This is a genomic window from Acinetobacter septicus (genome assembly GCF_019355975.1).
Lineage (GTDB): Bacteria > Pseudomonadota > Gammaproteobacteria > Pseudomonadales > Moraxellaceae > Acinetobacter > Acinetobacter ursingii.
Window position 1 is genome coordinate 831,797 of the sequence record NZ_CP079898.1, and the last position, 20,684, is coordinate 852,480.

Genomic DNA, 20,684 nt, shown 5'->3' on the forward strand with positions numbered 1-20,684 from the left:
AAAAATTTAATTAAAGAATATTTATTTACAACAAAAAAATAAGAACTGACATATTGCGACACTTTTTTGCTATTTATGGTGCTTTAGAATAATTCCTATTTTTATATTTCTAAAATTGAGCGCTATTATTTAAATTTTCGCATCAAATTACATATTTACATCATAGGCACACATTTTCTTCATCATCACGCAACACATAAATTTAAAGATCATTCTAAAATTATAATTCTCTGATATTTAATCATTTTAAATAATACACATACAATCCTTATGGTTTTGTGTATTTCCAACGTGATATTGAAAAGATGATCTTTATGAATTGTTAACATAAATCGCTGTTGAATTGCTAGAGCTCGTGAAACTACATCAAATTGTGATTACTCAGGAAATAAGCCACTATGTCCAAAAGAAAAATAAAACCTCTTGAAATAGATGATGTTGAAATTGTTGATTATGAAAAAACCAAAAAAGCGATTAAGGCTGCCGCACTTGGTAATGCAATTGAATGGTTCGATTTTGGTGTATATGGCTATGTTGCCTATGTACTGGGTAAAGTATTTTTTCCCAATTCATCCCCCAGTGTGCAGATGATTGCTGCGCTTGCAACTTTCTCCATTCCTTTTATTTTTAGACCGTTAGGAGGAATATTCTTTGGTCGCTTAGGTGATAAGTACGGACGACAAAAAGTTTTAGCCATTACCATTATTATCATGTCTGTGAGTACGTTTGGTATCGGTTTGATTCCATCTTATGAAAGTATTGGGATTTGGGCGCCGATCTTATTGTTGATTGTCAAAATTGCGCAAGGCTTCTCAGTTGGGGGTGAGTATGCAGGGGCAGCCATTTTTGTAGCTGAGTATTCTCCCGATCGGAAACGCGGCTTCATGGGAAGTTGGCTCGATTTTGGTTCAATCTTAGGTTTCGTGGTGGGTGCCGGGGTTGTTTCCTTAATCAGTTTTTCTGTGGGTGAAACTGCCTTTATGGAATGGGGTTGGAGAATTCCCTTTTATCTGGCTTTACCTTTGGGCTTAATAGGACTGTATTTACGTCAATCTCTTGATGAAACCCCTACTTTTCAAGCACATACTGAAAATCAATCAGATTCAAAAAAACCTAAAAAAATTGGTTTCAAGCAAATATTGAGCGAACATAAGCGTAGTTTATTGGTCTGTGTTGGTCTGGTCATTTGTACTAATGTCACCTATTACATGCTGCTTACTTATTTACCCAGTTATTTTTCGCATAACTTAGGCTATTCAGAAGATCATGGGGTATTGATCATTATTGCCGTTATGGTCGGAATGCTTTTTGTTCAACCCTTTGTTGGGATGTTTAGTGACAAAATTGGCCGTCGTCCTTTTATATTTGCAGGCAGTATTGCATTGGTTTTATTTTCTTATCCTGCCTTTCTTTTACTTGATAGCAATAATGTCTACTTAATTTTTCTAGGCCTTTTAATTTTGGCACTTTCGCTCAATATGCTGATTGGTGTGATGGCATCCACTTTGCCTGCCCTATTTCCCACCGAGATTCGTTATAGTGCGCTTGCCATTGCGTTTAATATTTCGGTGGTAATTGCAGGGTTAACACCAACCGTTACCGCTACGTTGGTTGAAACTACGCAGAATATTATGGTTCCAGCTTACTATTTAATGTTATGTGGCGTATTTGGAATTATGACCGCATTTTACCTGAAAGAAACAGCCAATTTACCTCTCAAAGGTGCAACACCAATGGCAGCTGATTGCGAAGAGGCGGAAGAATTACTGGAACAATATCATGAAAATATAGAACAGAAGATTGAGCAGATTGATCAAAAAATTGAAGAATTACAGGAAAAACGAGATCATCTTGCCAAACAGCATCCAGATATTGATTAGCTTTTTCTCCTATAAAAAAACAAGACCCTAATTAGGGTCTTGTTTTTTCTGATCTATTTCGCTTTTTCTTTTATAGAACTGATCCAGTCTTTAAAATGTCCAAACTGTTCAGATAAAAATGATTCGGTTTCTGGTTGCGCTGCATCTTTTGGCAAAATATGTTCATAATAAGTGCCTTTCAACACATGTCTGAGTAAACGTTCACCTGGAAATGGCCCACCGTCATTTAAGGTTTTTGCACCTTTAATTAGGTGACGAATGTCATATTGCAAAGGCGAAAGATCTGGCACTTGTTTATCAATATTAAGAAGTTTATAAACAGCTAAACGTCCTGTTCGAGCTGAACTTTCAATAGTAAAAACGACATCATTATTGGTTTCTACAAACTGCCCTACCACGGCCAAATTTTTATATCCTTCAGGCACTACACGTGGACGATCGCCTTTAGCACGTGGCATAAACATTGAAGTAATATATGGCATAAAGGAAATGCGGGTGATGGTGTTTTCAATAACATTGTCTAGTTGATCAACAATTCCCAAGTGATAACACAACTCTGCCAGTATTTCATTACCTGTGCATTCTGGCATGGTCTTTTTAACATAGTTGCCTTGTTTATCCATAAATAAGGCATATACCCAAAGCACTAATACATCATCGGGCTGCTCGGGGAAATGCGGCTGACGGTTACAGGTAAAGCTCATCAACCAGTTTGAATCTGTAATTGTAATAATTCCTCCAGTAACCGTTTTACCAGAGTACGGATCATTAACCGCGTATTCTTTCAGTTTTTCAACAAAAGCTGACGGTTTACACGTCAAAGTAACGGACAACCAAGATGATTTTTCAATGTTGCTACAAAACTTCTCAGGTTTGCCAAATACTGGAGATTTCTTTGCCAAGTTTTTCCAGAGTAACCAGCCTGCACTTTGACCACTCGTGCTATTGTCCACTTTACTCATTGCCGCAGTCGTATTGTTACCATACGAAGTATCTTCAGTCATTGAACCTGTAGTAATCACCACAAAATCATTTTCAGTCAGATCAATTTTTTGTTCTTTGCCATCTTTTTCTATTAATAATGATTTTGCGATGCTTTCCTTCCCTTTTTGCTCAATCTCTACATCTTTAACCAAAGTATTCAACTGAAGAGTAACGCCCTTTTTCTTTAAATATTGCCCTAAGGTTTTAACAAAGGTATCGTGCTGATTGTATTTTGGAAATACTAGCGCCGTCATATCTTTAAAACCATCAAGTTGATGTAAAAAACGATGCATATAAAGTTTGCATTCGAGTAGGCTGTGCCAGTTTTCAAAAGCAAACATGGTTCGCCATAAAGTCCAAAAGTTCGATGCTAAAAATTCGCTACTGAAATATTCTTCAATACTGGTATTGTCCAGATCTTCTTTTTTGGTGAGAAGTAATTTGACAATCGCAAGTTGATCTTTCTTAGATAAACCAAACTTATTAAAATCCTGTACCTGACCTTGTTGATGGATCAATCGTGCTTTGGAAAAGTTGGGATCATTATCGTTGAGTAAACGATATTCATCCAGCACACTAAAAGGTTCTGGCAACTCTAATGCAGGAATGTCCTGAAAAATGTTCCAGATATTTTCATAGGCAAATTCCATCTCGCGACCACCACGAATCAGGAAGCCATCTTGGGCATTACCTGCACCATCCAATGAACCGCCATCAACATGGAGTTGTTCTATGAAAATGATATTGGATGCGGGTATTTGTGCGTCGCGAATGAAATAATAAGCTGCTGATAAACCCGCGATACCACTCCCAACAATATAAATTTTACTGTTTTGATATTGGTCAGAACCAATACCGCGATTTCTTTGATAATTACCGATATAGTCGGCTGGTGGTGTCGTGATATCAGCTGAGTTTTGATAAGTTTCCGTACTCGAGTCTGGTTCGTGAACCATCTTTCCATGGAATTGTGATGTATTGAGAACCTTATCAAATTTTGAAGTAATTTTACTCATGAGTTCCTCTTCGGATTTATTATCTGAAATATGTTATTTATGAGCCTATTAGTATGATCATATCCATCACTATTTTTAGCCAAGTTCTGTATTAACTTTGTATTTGATCTGGCTGTCTCTTAAATTCTATTGATTTAGTCTATTTTTACAATAAAGTGATTTTAAAGATATATTAGGCTTCTTGCATAAGTTCTTATTATTTTTCCCTATGGAAAAAAATAAACAGAGTTTAAACAATGATGAAAGAAGTCTATTCTATTTCTTCTAAAATTTTCATTTTGAATGAATAATATTATTTTCTCATCTTAATAATGGCACAAAAATAATATTTACATCCTCTGTCGGTTTAAAATTTTTCTCTGAGATTTTGAATTGAGTTGCATTTATTTTTTGTATATTTCCTTTCCAGCAGAGTGAAATCAATTCATTTTTATCTCGCTCAATGATCATGTTAAAATTTCCAATCGATTTCGCCCAGTTTGCTCCCGTTTTTAAAATATAACTCAATCCCATATAAGGTGGATTTTTATTTGGCATTTTGTTGAGTGCATTTTTAAAGCTCTGGTTGACACAGTGATCTTTTGCTATTCCATCGTCAAGATAGACCGAACCACCGACCAAAGGCCGATATTGATGCACAACATGCGTCACACTATTGGCTTTAAAGACTTGTTGCCAGCTATAAATAACTTGTGCCTCCCAATAAATGGAATCCTCTGGATGATAGGGTTTAATTAGTTTTTGTACTTTAGGCTGTTGGCAGCGGAAAATACGTTGATTTAACACCTCATCACTGATTTTCTGTGTCCACGGATTCATCAACTCTTGATCGCTCAAGCCACATTGTTTTAATTCTTGAGTCACATCAATCGAATCTTTCGTCCAATCTATCTCACCTTTTTGGTTCAACGCGGGCAAAAAAGCTCGCACATGCACCGATGCATTGATAGGTCTTTGATTGACTTTTACTTTAAAACTATTAATAAAAGCATCTGTATCAGCAAAATCACTTTCACGTGAATTCCCAACTTTAGGCAAAGGAAATAAAATATTTTCCTGAATATTATGAGACCTTAGATTTTTAAACTCATATTCAACACGAATTTGTTTTTTACTGATAAATAGATTTTCTTTTTGCATACTGATGTTTGGATTTTGAACATAAGCGACTCCACCAGTTGCAACATACCCCGTTGAATCATTTGCATATAAAATAGGAACAGTAAAAATACCAATCAAACCAAGACATGTTATTTTTTTAATCATTATGATGATCTCTCTACTTTATTTAAATTATCTACATTATGAAACTTCTTTTAGCATTATTTGATCCGTTTATTTTGGCTCATTAAGGTAAAGTAAAAGGAACTTAAAAAGAAATTCTATTGCTTTTGATTGACACACCATATTTCAAAAATTCTGTTTTTGTCTCTTCTAACTGAATTTTGTAGATTGCATTAACTTTAGCTCTTGATCATTAATTAAAATTACTTGTCTACAAATTCCCTCTGCATCACGTTGCTGTTCAAATAAAAAAGCTGGCATCGGATCAAAACTGTCAAAGAAACAAATTTCCTGTTCATCCATCGAATAAACTAAGGACTGATTGCCTATACCATCCAAAGTGTCATAAGAAACAATGGCCATTTGTCCATTTTCAATTGCCCCTTGAATTTCGGAATAAGTGAGCGCCGAATGTATTGGGATATTTAAAGCTTGGGCTTGTTGATAAATTAAACGTTCACTGTCATCGATATAAGGATCAGGATCTGTATAGAAAGACACATTAAAACCAAATTTTTTTAATGCGACCGCTAAAGCAATGGTAAACGTGCCATATTCTTGATCATGTTGAGTTGCCTGTATCAATTCCGAGATATCCATTTCAACGCCATGATGTTGAAATAACATCCACAGTGCAAAAATGCCACAGTTGGCTTCAAGGTTGACTAAGGACTCTGGAATTTCTAGCGCCATCACGTTGAACTCGCATTACATTTATGCGAATCATACACAAAACAGCGTTGGCACTGTAACAATTTATCAGTACAATAGCGCCACCAATCGAGGGATGCTGCGACTTTTTCACAAGCTGATTTTTAAAAATAATCATGTGAAATCGCTAGGCTCGACGTCTGAAGCAGTTGAAAACTCAGTAATCACGCTTCACAGAATAACGGCATCCGCGAACTGAATGATCAATATTTGTTTTTTAAAAAAGGAGATCGTGATGAACGCGGTTAATGCTTCATTTACAGATTTTAAAGTTGCTGATATTTCCCTAGCGGACTACGGTCGTAAAGAGATCAAACTTGCCGAAGCAGAAATGCCAGCTTTGATCGGTTTGCGTAAACGTTATTCAGCAGCAAAACCTCTTGCTGGCGCAAAAATCTTGGGTTGTATCCACATGACAATCCAGACTGCGGTTTTGATTGAAACTTTGGTTGAACTTGGCGCTGAAGTTCGTTGGACATCTTGTAACATCTTCTCTACTCAAGACCATGCTGCCGCGGCAATCGCTGCAAGTGGTGTTCCTGTTTTCGCTTGGAAAGGTGAAACTGAAGAAGAATATGTGTGGTGTTTAGAACAACAGATCAATGTCAATGGCAAACCGTGGGATGCCAACATGATCTTGGACGATGGCGGTGATTTAACTGCACTTGTTCATGAAAAATACCCTGCACTTTTAGAAAAAATTCACGGCATTACTGAAGAAACCACTACAGGCGTACAACGTCTGCTTGAAATGTGGAAAGATGGTTCTCTTAAAGTACCTGCAATCAACGTCAATGATTCAATCACGAAATCTAAAAATGACAACAAATACGGTTGCCGCCATTCTTTAAATGACGCAATCAAACGCGCAACAGATATGTTACTTTCTGGTCGTCGTGCGCTGGTGATCGGTTATGGTGACGTAGGTAAAGGTTCTGCTCAATCGTTACGTCAGGAAGGCATGATCGTTCGCGTCACTGAAGTTGATCCGATTTGTGCAATGCAAGCCTGCATGGATGGTTACGAAGTTGTATCTCCATACAAAAATGGTGTGCAAACAGGTAAGAAAGAAGACATCAACCACGACTTGTTAGGCAATACTGATCTTGTTGTGACCACAACAGGTAACTATCACGTCTGTGATTCTGCAATGTTAGATAGCTTAAAAGCAGGTGCAGTGGTTTGTAATATTGGTCACTTTGATACCGAAATTGACACCGCTTATTTACGTGGTTACAAATGGGTGGAAGTTAAACCTCAGGTCCACCAAGTGTATCGTTCAGAAGACGAAAGCAATTACTTGATCCTGCTTTCTGAAGGTCGTCTAGTCAATCTTGGCAATGCAACAGGTCATCCATCACGCGTTATGGATGGTTCTTTTGCAAACCAAGTATTAGGTCAAATGCATTTATTTGCTGAAAAATTTGCTGACTTACCATCTGATCAAAAACAAGCAGCGATTCGTGTCGAAGTGCTTCCTAAGAAATTAGATGAAGAAGTTGCTGCTGCAATGGTACTTGGCTTTGGCGGTGTATTAACCCAATTGACTCAAGTACAAGCAGATTACTTAGGCGTTCCTGTTGAAGGTCCATTCAAATCTGACGCTTATAAATACTAAGTTTTAATTTCCTCTCCCTAACCCTCTCCCTAAGGGAGAGGGAATATTCATTACCCGAATGAATATCAAAAAGTCCTCTCCTCTCAGGAGAGGATTTAGGAGAGGTGAAAAGAAATAAAAAAGGATTTGAAATGACGAAACGTGTTCCTATTTCTTTTGAATTTTTCCCGCCAAAAACTGACGCTGGTGCAGAAAAGTTAAAAATTGTTCACCAAGAACTCCAACTACTCAACCCCGAGTTTTTTTCGATTACTTATGGCGCGGGTGGTTCTACGCGTGAACGCACTTTAGCAGCCATCAATGACTTTAATGGTAAAGGCACAGCGGTCGCCCCTCACCTTTCTTGTATCGGCGATGATAAATCTCGTATTGCTAAACTCCTAGACTTGTATCAATCACAAGGTATTAATCGTATCGTCGCGTTACGTGGTGATTTACCATCAGGTCAAGTTGGACTGGGTGAACTCCCATATGCACAAGACCTAGTACGTTTTATTCGTGAGCATTCAGGCGATCATTTTCATATTGAAGTCGCCGCTTACCCCGAAATGCATCCGCAGGCCGAAACATTTGATGCAGACATCAAGCGTTTTGTCGAGAAAGTTAACGCAGGTGCAAATGCAGGCATTACCCAGTTTTTCTTCAATCCAGATGCCTATTTCTACTTTATTGAACGCCTAGAAAAAGAAGGAATTACGATTCCAATTGCACCCGGGATTATGCCTATTACCAACGCCAGCAACCTCATTCGTTTTGCTGACGGTACAGGCGCTGAAATTCCTCGCTGGATTCGCAAACAACTTGCAGCCTATGGCGATGACAGTGCAAGCATTAAAGCTTTTGGTCATGAAGTTATTGTTAAACTTTGCGAACGTTTAATCGCAGGTGGTGCCCCAACACTTCACTTCTATTCAATGAACCAAACTGAACCTACTCGACAACTCGTTGTTGATCTCGGTTTAAACTAATTTGTACGAGCCTTACCCAATTATGAATCGCTTTTATATTGAAACAGAGTTAGATACCAATCAGTCTATAGAGTTAACTGAGTCAGTATTTCATCATTGGGTTCGTGTGCTTCGTGCAAAAGAGCAAGAGCAAGCCATCTTTTTCAATGGAAAAGGTGGTGAATATCTTGTAACGCTCACTGAAATTAATAAAAAAAATGCATTTGTCTCTGTTGATCACTTTGATCCCACTGATCGAACTCCGCCATTTCAAGTGCTTTTAGGTCAAGTGATGAGTAAAGGTGATCGCATGGATTACGCGATTCAAAAAGCAACCGAACTTGGCGTATCAACGATTCAACTGTTAACCAGCGAACGCTGTGAAATGCGACTTAAATATGAGCGTGACCAAAAGAAAATTGAACATTGGCAATCTGTTGCAATCGCAGCGTGTGAACAATGCGGTATGAACCGTGTTCCTAAAATTCTCGCTCCGATTTCTCTCGATGAATGGTTAGTTTCTGAACTCCCATCTTCTCGTTTTGTTTTAGCACCCAACAAAGACCAAGAAAATGTTTTACTTAATAGTTTATCTGAGATTGCCCTGCTCATTGGTCCAGAAGGTGGGCTCAGCGAAGCAGAAATCCAACAGTCTAATGAAAACGGTTTTCTAAACTGGTGTATTGGGGAAAGAGTTTTACGTACAGAAACAGCACCTGTCGTTGCGCTTTCAATTTTGAACTATCATTTTTTGTCAAAAGCCGACTAATTTAGTCGAAACAAATATTGATTTTCCATGTTAGGTATGACAACGTAAAACGACATTAACAAACACCTTCATTAACATTAAAAAAGTATTCTGATTTTATTTTTGTATTCACTTAATTGTTGTGTGAAATTTAACCGGAACATATTTATATGTCTGAACCACAAGAAACTGAATTGTACGATCATGTCGATACAGCTCATATCAAAAGCTCGATCAGACAGAGTAAAGCCTTACTCATTAATTTATTTTTACTCTGTATTTTTGACTATTTGTTATATCGTTTATTTTATAGTCCTGTTTCTTCTTTGTGTTTTAATATCTGGATTGCTGTTAGCAGTTTATTTTTTATAATTTGTTGGAGCATTTCTGAGTTTTATTTTAAAGAAAATCACTATGGTCTCAACAGCGCTAATCGTTGGATGCAATTTATTTGCTTCGGTAGTGGTGTAGTCATTGGTACAGGCATCTTATTAATCAATTTTAATTTGACATCGCTTAATCCCCCCTTAACAGCAGCTCATGTATTAACCTTAAGTTCAGTCTTATACATGATTACTGGGATTATTTGTCTGACTTATCTCACTCAATCTCTCAGACTTTTTTTTCTGGTTTTTTTACCTACTATTTTGCCTCTGTTTATTTCGCAGTTTGCTCATCCACAAACAGCTTATTCTTTATTTTATGTGGCATATAACTTTATCTTAATCATTTTTGTTTTTAGTGCATTTGCGTCTCATCGTAATAAACGGCGAATGTCGATTTTATTTTTCAAAAATAAAGAACTCAAACTAAATGCCGAAGAGCAAGTTAAATGGACCGATGAACTTTATCAACAGCTACAAGTTGAAATGGATAAATCCAAAGAAATTGAACTACAATTGCAACTGCATAATCAACTCCTTGAGCAAAAAGTCAAAGAAAGAACTTATGATATTGAAAAGATGAACGAAAGATTAGAAAACAACGCCCAAAATTTAAGATTAGCTCATGAAATTGCAGGAATTCGCCCGTGGCACTGGGATATTGAACACCGTAAAATCGAACTGACCACACCAGAACAAGATAGGATTACCAAAGATTGGAAATCACATCAAAGTTATCTTGAAAAAATTATCCATCCTGATGATTTATTGTTTGTCAAAAGAGCACTGTATCGACATTTAAGAGGCTACACATCACGTTTTGATGTGATCATGCGGATTCAATATGACGATCATTGGTACTGGGTGCAGGAAGTCGGTCAGGTGGTTTTGCGCCATCCACAAAGTAACATTCCTTTGCGAATGGTAGGTATTCGACGCGATATCAGCCAAGAGAAAAAAGATCAGGATCGACTCAAACTTGCGGCTAGTGTCGTTCAACAGGCAGCCGAAGGCATATTCGTTCTGGATGAAAATCTATGCTATGTCGATGCCAATCCTTGTTATGAGCAACTCACTGGATTTAAAAAACAGGAAATATTGGGCAAGCATTTATTTGATATTACCCAAAATGATAAATTCCAACAAAAAAACATGCACCTCAATATCACTAAGCAACTCTTACAAAAAGGTGAATTTGATGGTGAATTAAACGAGAATTTTTTATCAGGCAAAGAAGTCTCAATCTGGACGCATATCAATGCTGTTAAAAATGACAATGACCAAATTATTAATTATATCGGCATTGTCTCTGATCAAACTGAGAAAAAACGCCAAGAACAACGTTTATCTTATCTGGAAAATTACGACACACTCACTGATCTGCCAAATCGTTTTTATTATAACTATCAGCTTCATCAGTATTTAGTGAGTCAAAAAGATCCAATTAAACAGTTCGCAGTCATTCGTTTTAATATCGACCGTTTTAGAACATTAAATGAGTTTCTGACCAATAATGGTGGTGATGAGTTATTAAAAAAAGTCGCACAACGTTTGCGTTTAACTACACCTGAAGCACTGTTGGTCGCCCATTTAAATGGCGATGACTTTGCTATTCTTTATGAAATTTCACATATTCGCCCCTCTATCGAACAGCATTGTTCTCGTATCTTTGAAAGTTTTATTGAACCTTTTCATGTTCAAGGTCATGACATTGTGGTTACTGTTTCGATGGGCGTCGCTTACTATCCTGAACATGGTCGTCAAATTGACAGTTTAAATAATCACGCTGAACAAGCTTTAAATGATGCTAAACGCTTAGGTGGCAATACCGTTTGTTATTATTCACCTGAAAAATCAGCATTATTAACTCAAGGCGTGAATATTGAACGTGAACTACGTAATGCCATCAAAAATAATGAACTGGTCGTTTATTATCAGCCTAAAGTTTGCGCACAAAGCCACGATGTTTATGGCTTTGAAGCATTGGCGCGCTGGAATCATCCAACCCGCGGATTAATTGGACCTGACCTCTTTATTCCAATTGCACAGGAAACCAGCCTTATTTCTGATATTGGTCGATTTGTGATCATGGAAACCGCCAAACAAATCAGGATTTGGGACGATTTAGGTTTTAAAAATATTTGCGTTTCAGTCAATGTCGTCGCCCAGCAGATTCATCGCGGTCAATTGCTCAACGATCTGGATGATGCCATGCAGTATTATCAAATTAACGGTAAAAAATTAGAACTTGAGATTACAGAGTCTTCACTCATGGACAGCTCTGAAATCGTTCAGGAAATGTTACAGGAAATTAAGCAAAGAGAAATTTTCATTTCGCTGGATGACTTTGGAACCGGTTATTCTTCTTTGGCGTATCTAACCGAATACCCAATTGATATTTTAAAAATTGATCGTAGTTTTATTTCTAAAATTGGAAATCCAAAACAGGAAGCTATCGTAAGCGCCATGATTGCCATGGGCAAAGCCATGAACCTGACTTTAGTGGCTGAAGGTGTCGAAACACAAGAACAGGCTGACTTTTTGAACCAACAAAAATGCGATATTTTGCAGGGCTTTTTATTTTCTAAACCGCTCAATCCTGAAAAGAGTACTGAGTTTTTAAAAACCCACAAATGTGTGGGTGAATAATTTATTCCGCTTTGAAAACCGTGAGTTCTAAGCAAATTGATAGTTTTTGACTGTGCGTAAAGCCCAACTAATGTTATATTCGAACGGCTTTACCCGTTACACCCAAGCATTCACTAGTTAACTCTTGTAACAATCGAGATTCAGATGGACGATCAATCATTAAAACAGGCTGCTTTGTATTATCATGAACATCCTACTCCAGGGAAAATCAGCGTTACACCAAGCAAGCAACTTGTCAATCAGCATGACTTGGCTCTTGCTTATTCTCCGGGAGTTGCAGCTCCATGTTTAGAGATTGAACGCGATCCTTCTACAGCGGCAAAATATACTGCGCGCGGAAATTTGGTCGCAGTGGTCAGTAATGGTACGGCAGTTTTAGGTCTTGGTAATATTGGACCTTTGGCATCTAAGCCTGTTATGGAAGGTAAAGGCGTTCTCTTTAAAAAATTTGCGGGCGTAGACGTTTTTGATATTGAAATTGCAGAAAATGATCCCGATAAAATCGTGGACATTGTTGCTGCTTTAGAACCTACTTTTGGCGGTATTAACCTCGAAGATATCAAAGCCCCAGAATGCTTTTATATAGAGAAAAAACTTCGTGAACGCATGAATATTCCTGTGTTTCATGATGACCAACATGGAACCAGTATTATTGTGGGTTCAGCATTATTAAATGCACTGCAACTGGTCAACAAAAAAATCGAAGACATTAAAATTGTAGCGTCAGGCGCTGGTGCTGCAGCATTATCTTGTCTGGATTTATTATGTGCACTTGGTGTGCGTAAAGAAAACATCACCGTTGCCGATTCACGTGGACTTTTAACCACGTCTCGTGATGGTCTAGATGATTCTAAAAAGCGCTATGTTCAAGATATTCCACAAACCAAACTTCATGAAGTTATGGCGGGTGCGGATATGTTCTTAGGTCTTTCTGCGGCAGGTATTTTGACCAAAGAAATGGTCAAGGAAATGGCAGAAAATCCAATCATCTTTGCATTGGCAAATCCAGATCCTGAAATTTTACCTGAACATGCACACGAAGTTCGTCCTGATGTCATTATGGCGACTGGTCGTTCAGACTATCCAAATCAGGTAAACAATGCACTTTGTTTCCCTTACATTTTCCGTGGGGCACTTGATGTAGGTGCAACCACGATCAATGAAGAAATGAAAATTGCCTGTGTGCATGCCATCGCGCGTATGGCACACGTAGAAGCAGATGCTGCAACCTATGGTGAGAAATCTGCTTCATTTGGTCGTGATTACCTGATTCCTCGTCCATTGGATCAGCGTTTGATTCTTGAAATCGCGCCTGCCGTTGCAAAAGCAGCCATGGATTCAGGTGTTGCCACTCGTCCGATCGAAGATTTTGCAGCATATCGTCAAAAATTGTCTGAGTTTGTCTATAACTCAGCGTTTATGATGAAACCGATTTTCTCTCAAGCAAAAACTGATCCTAAACGTATTGCGTATGCAGAAGGTGAAGATCAACGTGTCCTTCGCGCTGCACAAATCGCAGTAGATGAAGGCATTGCCTTTCCAATTTTGGTCGGTCGTACAGCGGTCATCGAAAACAATATCAAAAAACTAGGCTTACGTTTAGAACATGGCACTAATATTGAGATTGTAGACCAAGAAAAAAATCCGCTCTATGAAGAGTTTTGGAAAGATTATCACCACACCATGCAACGTAAAGGTGTTACAGAGGAATACGCGCAACGTGAAGCACGTCGCCGCTCGACACTGATCGCCGCATTGTTGGTTAAATTTGGCAAAGCGGATGGCATGCTATGTGGTACATATAGTAGTTATGATATCCATCTCGACTTTGTGAGCAATGTCATTGGACTTAAAGAAGGTGTAAACAACTTCTTTACCCTCAATGCATTGATGCTAGAAGATCGTAATCTGTTCATTGCTGATACCTATGTGAATACTAATCCGACCGCAGAGCAATTAGTGGATATGACCATTATGGCTGCTGAAGAAGTTCGCCGTTTTGGTATTACGCCACGTATTGCTTTGCTTTCGCATTCAAGCTTTGGTAGCGACCAGAATGATCCAAGCGCGAAAAAAATGCGTGAAGTTTATCGCTTGTTATCTGAACGCGCGCCTGAGCTAGAAGTTGAAGGTGAAATGCATGGTGATGCAGCACTTGATGAAAGTATTCGTCACTTTGCATTTCCAAATTCGCGTTTCAAAGGTTCTGCAAATCTGTTGATCATGCCGAATCTGGATTCAGCGAATATTTCCTTTAACTTACTGAAAGCCACTTCTGGGAACAATGTCACGATTGGGCCTATTTTACTGGGTGCAGCAAAACCTGTGCATATTTTGACACCAACCGCAACAACACGTCGTGTCTTGAATATGACAGCATTGACTGTCGCAGAAATTCAGCAAAGCGGTGGCTAATTCTTTAAACTTAAGAGATTAGAAAAGCTTAACTTTGTGACTTGAGAAAACCTCTGTTCTGTAGCATCATGAGCTTAAGAACAGAGGTTTTTTCATGCATGTTTATTTAGTAGGCGGTGCCGTACGCGATTTTTTACTTGGGCACCCCTATCACGAAAAAGATTATGTCGTGGTGGGAGCAACACCACAGCAATTGCTTGATCAGGGCTATCAGCCTGTTGGTAAAGATTTTCCTGTATTTCTACATCCACAAACCAAAGATGAATACGCCCTTGCGCGTACCGAACGTAAATCGGGTATCGGCTATCATGGTTTTCAATTTTTTACCGATCCAGACGTCACACTTGAAGATGATTTGATTCGACGTGATCTCACGATTAATGCCATTGCGATGGATGAAACTTCAGGTGAGATTTTTGATCCTTATGGTGGTCGACAAGATCTGGAACTTAAACTGCTACGTCATGTATCCAATGCTTTTTTAGAAGATCCGCTTCGCGTATTACGAGTTGCACGATTTGCAGCACGTTATTTTCAATACGGGTTTAGCATTGCTCCAGAAACATTGAATTTGATGCAACAATTAAGTCAGTCTGGTGAATTAGATGCGCTCACACCTGAACGTGTCTGGAAAGAAACCTCCAGAGCCTTGATGGAAACTCATGCCAATGTATATTTTGAAGTTTTACATCAATGTGGCGCACTAAAAGTTTTATTTCCAGAAATCGAAGCTTTATTTGGTGTACCACAACGCCCTGAATACCATCCTGAAATTGACTGTGGCATTCATACCTTGATGGCCTTGCAACAAGCGTGTAATGCCCATTACTCACTTGATGTACGCTATGCGGTTTTAGTACATGACTTGGGTAAAGCACTTACGCCTATTGATGAACTTCCACGTCATATCATGCACGAAGAACGTGGTGTTGCACCTGTTCAAGATTTATCTGATCGATTAAAAGTTCCAACACAACTTAAACAATTGGCAGTTTCAGTCTGTAAAGAACATTTAAAATGTCATCAGGCTATGACCTTAAAACCAGGAACCCTATGGCGTTTACTGCAACGTTTGGATGTTCTAAGACGTCCTGAACGAGTTGAAGCGTTTATTCAAGCCTGTGAATGTGATGCACGCGGTCGATTAGGTTTAGAAGATCGTGCGTATCCACAAGCAGAATATATGCGTAAAGCCATGCATATTGTCCGTTCAATTAAAGCTTCAGATTTGCCTGAAGATATTCATGGCGCAGAGATTGGTGAAATGCTCATTCAATATCGAATTGATGCTTTGGCTGATCTCAAACAGCAACATGAGAATAACGTTTAGATTGCACGGTATAAAATTGCATAAAAAAAACCTGAGAAAATCTCAGGTTTTTTTTATCAATGGCTTAAATTAAGCTTCTGGCGCTGGGCTATATTGCTCAATTAAAGGTTTTAACTCACCATTTTGGAACATTTCCAGCATGATATCGCTACCACCGACCAACTCACCATTGACCCAAAGCTGTGGGAAAGTCGGCCAATTCGCAATTTGTGGCAGTGTTGCACGAATATCTGGATTTTCCAGAATATTCACATAGGCAAATGGACGACCAATTTGACTGAGTGCTTCAACCGCACGCGCAGAGAACCCACATTGTGGAAACTGCGGAGTGCCTTTCATATAAAGTAAAACCGAGTGCTTAGCAATTTGATCGCGAATCAGTGCTTCGGTGTCACGTGCTTGTTCAGTCATAGATAAATCCTCAACTATTCTGCGACTATTATACCTAAAACCAGTGTGTTTGTTAGGATAGAACATGATAATTCTATTTTAATTTCGTTTAGCCCTTTCATTCTGCGGTTGTTTTTGCTTATATAAACCCTTTCCTTTTATTCAACAGATAAGAGTTCGTCATGAATCACATTACTCTCGCCCCTGTACAACCTGATCAACCTTCACATTTGATGGCAACCTATGGCCGCCAAGCGATCAGTTTTGTACGAGGACGAGGTTCTTATCTTTATACAGAAGATGGCACAGAATATCTGGATGCTCTCACAGGTATAGCCGTTTGTGGCTTAGGTCATTCGCATCCTGTTATTGCAGAAGCGATTGCTGAACAGGCAGCCACTTTAATTCATACCAGCAACCTATTTGAAATCCCGTGGCAAACTGCTGCGGCACAAAAACTGGCCGAAGTTTCAGGCATGCAGGAAGTTTTCTTTTCCAATAGCGGCGCTGAAGCTAACGAAGGCGCAATTAAAATTGCACGCAAGTACGCCAGCCAACAAGGCATTCAAAATCCTAAAATCGTCGTTGCTGAAAAATCTTTTCATGGGCGTACATTGGCGACGCTATCTGCAACAGGTAACAGTAAAGTTCAGGAAGGCTTTTTTCCTCTAGTTGAAGGATTTATTCGTGTGCCTTTCGGAGATTTGGAAGCATTGCAGGAAGTTGCTTTGCAACATCCCGATATTGTCGCGATTTTGATTGAACCGATTCAAGGTGAAGGTGGGATCAATACTGCACCGCAGGGTTTTAGCTATCTAGAAGATGTTCGCGCTCTATGTAATCAGCATAATTGGCTCATGATGCTAGATGAAATCCAAACTGGAAATGGTCGTACAGGTCAATATTTTGCATATCAACATACCAATATTGTTCCAGATGTTTTAACGACTGCTAAAGGTTTGGGAAATGGCTTTCCTATTGGCGCTGTAATGACTCAAGCCAAAGCGGTAGGCATACTCGGGCCAGGTAGCCATGGTTCAACCTATGGTGGAACTGTGCTAGGTTCACGTGTGGTTTATACGGTGATTGATACGATTCAGAAAGAGAATGCAGTAGAAAATGCTGCAAAAGTGGGAAGCTACATTGTCGAGCAGTTACGTGGGCAACTTTCTGGTTTAAATGTCGAAGTGCGTGGTTTTGGGATGATGATTGGTGTTGAATTACCAAAAGCCTGCCCTGAAATGGTCGCTATCGCACGTGAAGAATATAAATTGATTGTCAATGTTACCGCGGGTTCTGTAGTACGTTTACTGCCCCCTCTAAATATGACTCAAGAACAAGCTGATGATTTATTATCGCGTTTAGTTCCAGCCATTAAGCAATTTTTAGCTTAAGTTTTAAGTTAAAAGCGTCTGTTTGAAAGCCACAATCATGTTGTGGCTTTTTTATCGACATTAAAAAATAAAAAATCGAGCTATTGGCATAACTCGATTTTTTACCTGCTGTATTTACGGATATACGATGCGTTTAAGAGGCTTCCTGAAAAGTTCGTCCACCGGGTAACTGGCTAAAATACTGCTTTAACGCATCCAGACAACGATGAATCTTCATCGGCTGTTGTTCACGCTTAGACGTAATTGCATACAGTGTAAAAGCGGGTAGATTCCAATCTGGTAAGACTTCAACCAAAGAACCATTTACAAGCTCTTTTTGTACATCCAAGTACAGAATTCTGGTTAAACCATGCCCTTGTTGACATAAAGATTTCGCGACAAAAACATTATTCGTTTGTAGACGAGTTTTCATGTCTATCGTTACGGACTCACCATTTGTAGCATGCTGAAATGAAAAGTGCTGGTAATTATTCATTAGATTTACAGGAATCAGATCATGATTCTTTAAATCTTCAGGACGCGAAATGGGGGCTGATTGATTCAAATAGCTCGGTGAAGCGACCAAAACCTGATCGACACGTGCCATTGGAATAATGGTTAAGTTTTGATCCTCAATTTTTGGGCTCATACGAATGGCAATATCAATGCGCCCTTCGATAAGATCAATATATCGATGATCTGCTTCAAAATTTACAGATAGTCCACGATGTGCAGACATCCAGTGAGATAAAGCTGGGACAACATGTAAGGCGCCTAATTCGGGAGTGGTTGCAATACGCAAATCTCCAACCAAATCATCTCGCAATTCATTAATACGAATCTTGCCACGTTCCGCAGCAGCTAGCATTTCCTGGCAACTGTGGAAAAAAGCTTGTCCAGCCTCAGTTAAGCTTAATTTACGGGTAGAACGGTGAAGAAGTGTTACTTCCATGTCCTGCTCTAGAGACCGAATCTGTTGACTCACTGCACTGGTGGTAATACCCAGATCACGGGCGGCACCACTAAACGAACTTTTCTCTACAACACAAGCAAACACTCCCATTGCTCGAAGTTGATCTAACATAAATTTCCCTCTAAACTTATGAGATGCAGTTATCATTATTTGATAAAGGCATCTCATTGTATTATACGGAGAAATTTAGCTTTTGCATTATTTAATTTCAACTTTCAACTAGTTCATTGGGATAATATTTGCAGGATTAATGGGTTTACCATCTAAGCGAATTTGGAACTCTAACATGACGCGATTGGTGCCAGATGAGCCCATTTCCGCAATTTTTTGTCCTGCTGTGACGTTATCGCCACTTTTAACCAGCATTTTACTGTTATGCGCATAAGCCGTAATGTAGCCATCAATATGTTTGATCAACACTAAATTACCGTACTCTTTAAGTCCATCCGCAGCATAGACAACTTGTCCATTTGCCGCTGCATAAATTGGGTCACCTAGATTTCCACCATAGCGTAGACCTTTTACATTTGTTGCTGGATTAAATTGCTGAATCACGGGTCCAGCCGATGGTTTTACCCAACGTAAACTGGTTGAAGTTGGCGTTGCTGTAATAACGGGTGCTGTTGTTACAGGTGCAACAGCTGGAGTGACTGAACGAGATGTCGTCTGTGTGGTCGTCGATGGTGTTGTAGGCAGTGCAATCGTTTGACGTTGTATTGGTGCAGCTTGGGTAATAGGTTGCGTCGTCGTGGTACGTTTGGCTGCTGAACCTTTTAAACGTAAGGACTGGTTGACATAAATTCGATATGGTGGCGCGATATCATTTAATTGTGCAATATTGATGTAATTCAAACCATAACGCGCAGCAATTCCACTCAAGGTATCTCCTGAGCGCACCGTATAATAATCCGGTGAATTCATTACACGGGTTGAATTTGAAATTTGCGGCTTAGAAGCGCAACCTGTTATTGCAAGTGCGGAGACAACCGCCACAGACATCATTATTTTTTTTAGAAATCTATGGCTTGAAATAAACGCGATTTCACTTTCATGTCGAAGCAATGGCATCGATCTCCCTCTCTCATCAATATAAAACAACAGACATTTGCGCTAAGAGTACCAAAAAAGGACGAAGACGCACGTTCATCGTCCTAATTTTCACAAAGTTATAACATTCTGCACTGTTTAACGATGGGTTTATTTTCAAATAGATCAAGATAATGATTTTTGCAAATCTTCAAGTATTGCATAGTTAGTAGCATCCATCTGAATAGGCGTAATGCTGACATAACCATTGGCAACTGCAAAAAAATCGGACTGGGCATGGCTAGGCGTTCTTTTAGGATCTGTCACCGCTTCACCAGCGAGTCCAATCCAGTACACTTGCCGACCACGCGGATCAACATGGCTCGTAATTGGCTTAGACTGTGCACGAAGCCCCTGATATGTGATCTTTTCACCCATAAGTTTCGGCACATCTGGAATATTAATATTCAAAATATGACGAGGCGGTAACTGTGGTAAGCCTCGCGCGATAAAATCATGTACCCATTGAGCGGCAACTGCATAATCATCTGCATGTTCATAAGACCGCACATTGCTACCCGCCAGAGACACAGCAATTGCAGGCTGTTTCATTAAACGTCCTTCAAATGCAGCACCGACTGTACCTGAATAAAGCACATCATCACCGAGATTTGCCCCGCTATTAATGCCACTCACAACCAGATCAAATTCAAAATCGAACAAACCATTCATGGAAAGATAGACACAATCCGCCGGTGTACCATTGACTGCCCAGACATCCTGCGCAATTGGAATGGGGCGTAAAGGACGATCTAAGGTCAACGCACTAGAAAATCCACTTCGCTCACTTTCTGGAGCGACCACAACAACACGACCTAAGGGTTTTAAAGCTTGCGCAAGCGCCTGAATGCCGGGTGCAAAGACACCATCATCGTTGGCTATAAGAATATTCACAAA

15 protein-coding genes are annotated in these 20,684 nt (G+C 39.3%); 8 read left to right on the top strand and 7 right to left on the bottom strand.

The window, feature by feature from the left end:
• Positions 1–398: 398 nt before the first annotated feature.
• Positions 399–1,880 carry a glycine betaine/L-proline transporter ProP gene (gene proP, locus I6L31_RS04095; protein WP_004988297.1) on the top strand — a complete coding sequence of 494 codons (1,482 nt, stop codon included), beginning with the start codon at positions 399–401 and terminating at the stop codon, positions 1,878–1,880.
• Between the two features lie 53 nt (positions 1,881–1,933).
• On the opposite strand, the gene I6L31_RS04100 is transcribed toward proP, so the two are convergent.
• From I6L31_RS04100 to I6L31_RS04110, 3 genes are all read right to left on the bottom strand, one after another.
• Positions 1,934–3,880, bottom strand: a complete 1,947-nt coding sequence (locus I6L31_RS04100) for an oleate hydratase (protein WP_005004738.1) — start codon at positions 3,878–3,880, stop codon at positions 1,934–1,936.
• Positions 3,881–4,180: 300 nt separating this feature from the next.
• Positions 4,181–5,146 (bottom strand): DUF4424 family protein, encoded by a 966-nt coding sequence (locus I6L31_RS04105; RefSeq protein ID WP_005004740.1) that lies wholly within the window; start codon positions 5,144–5,146, stop codon positions 4,181–4,183.
• Between the two features lie 168 nt (positions 5,147–5,314).
• Positions 5,315–5,857 (bottom strand): cysteine peptidase family C39 domain-containing protein, encoded by a 543-nt coding sequence (locus I6L31_RS04110; protein WP_005004741.1) that lies wholly within the window; start codon positions 5,855–5,857, stop codon positions 5,315–5,317.
• Positions 5,858–6,110: 253 nt separating this feature from the next.
• Here I6L31_RS04110 and ahcY point away from each other — a divergent pair, with 253 nt between their 5' ends.
• The 6 genes from ahcY (at position 6,111) to I6L31_RS04140 (ending at position 15,965) form a co-directional block, all read left to right on the top strand.
• Complete coding sequence (gene ahcY / locus I6L31_RS04115; RefSeq protein ID WP_005004744.1) at positions 6,111–7,493, top strand: adenosylhomocysteinase; 1,383 nt, start codon at positions 6,111–6,113, stop codon at positions 7,491–7,493.
• Positions 7,494–7,624: 131 nt separating this feature from the next.
• Positions 7,625–8,461, top strand: coding sequence for a methylenetetrahydrofolate reductase [NAD(P)H] (gene metF / locus I6L31_RS04120; RefSeq protein WP_005004747.1), 837 nt, complete (start codon positions 7,625–7,627; stop codon positions 8,459–8,461).
• Positions 8,462–8,483: 22 nt separating this feature from the next.
• Entirely contained in the window at positions 8,484–9,209 is a 726-nt protein-coding gene (locus tag I6L31_RS04125) for a 16S rRNA (uracil(1498)-N(3))-methyltransferase (protein ID WP_004988312.1), read from the top strand.
• A gap of 149 nt (positions 9,210–9,358) precedes the next feature.
• Positions 9,359–12,220 (top strand): GGDEF domain-containing phosphodiesterase, encoded by a 2,862-nt coding sequence (locus I6L31_RS04130; RefSeq protein WP_005004749.1) that lies wholly within the window; start codon positions 9,359–9,361, stop codon positions 12,218–12,220.
• Between the two features lie 144 nt (positions 12,221–12,364).
• Positions 12,365–14,635 (top strand): NADP-dependent malic enzyme, encoded by a 2,271-nt coding sequence (locus I6L31_RS04135; RefSeq protein ID WP_004988316.1) that lies wholly within the window; start codon positions 12,365–12,367, stop codon positions 14,633–14,635.
• A gap of 94 nt (positions 14,636–14,729) precedes the next feature.
• Complete coding sequence (locus I6L31_RS04140) at positions 14,730–15,965, top strand: multifunctional CCA addition/repair protein (protein WP_004988319.1); 1,236 nt, start codon at positions 14,730–14,732, stop codon at positions 15,963–15,965.
• 69 nt (positions 15,966–16,034) lie between these two features.
• Here I6L31_RS04140 and grxD read toward each other — a convergent pair whose 3' ends face one another.
• Positions 16,035–16,376 (bottom strand): Grx4 family monothiol glutaredoxin, encoded by a 342-nt coding sequence (grxD, locus tag I6L31_RS04145; RefSeq protein ID WP_004988322.1) that lies wholly within the window; start codon positions 16,374–16,376, stop codon positions 16,035–16,037.
• 161 nt (positions 16,377–16,537) lie between these two features.
• Between grxD and I6L31_RS04150 the strand changes: the two genes are divergently transcribed.
• Positions 16,538–17,749 (top strand): aspartate aminotransferase family protein, encoded by a 1,212-nt coding sequence (locus tag I6L31_RS04150; protein WP_004988324.1) that lies wholly within the window; start codon positions 16,538–16,540, stop codon positions 17,747–17,749.
• Between the two features lie 133 nt (positions 17,750–17,882).
• Here the strand turns inward: I6L31_RS04150 and I6L31_RS04155 are convergent, their stop codons facing one another.
• The 3 genes from I6L31_RS04155 to surE all read right to left on the bottom strand — a co-directional run bounded on the left by I6L31_RS04155 (position 17,883) and on the right by surE (position 20,681).
• Positions 17,883–18,812: a LysR family transcriptional regulator gene (locus tag I6L31_RS04155; RefSeq protein WP_004988328.1), complete on the bottom strand. Its 930-nt coding sequence runs from the start codon at positions 18,810–18,812 to the stop codon at positions 17,883–17,885.
• 108 nt (positions 18,813–18,920) lie between these two features.
• Entirely contained in the window at positions 18,921–19,769 is an 849-nt protein-coding gene (locus I6L31_RS04160; protein WP_004988332.1) for a peptidoglycan DD-metalloendopeptidase family protein, read from the bottom strand.
• A 144-nt stretch (positions 19,770–19,913) separates the two neighbouring features.
• On the bottom strand, positions 19,914–20,681 hold the full coding sequence (gene surE / locus I6L31_RS04165; RefSeq protein WP_004988335.1) for a 5'/3'-nucleotidase SurE: 768 nt from the start codon (positions 20,679–20,681) through the stop codon (positions 19,914–19,916).
• Positions 20,682–20,684 lie beyond the last annotated feature (3 nt).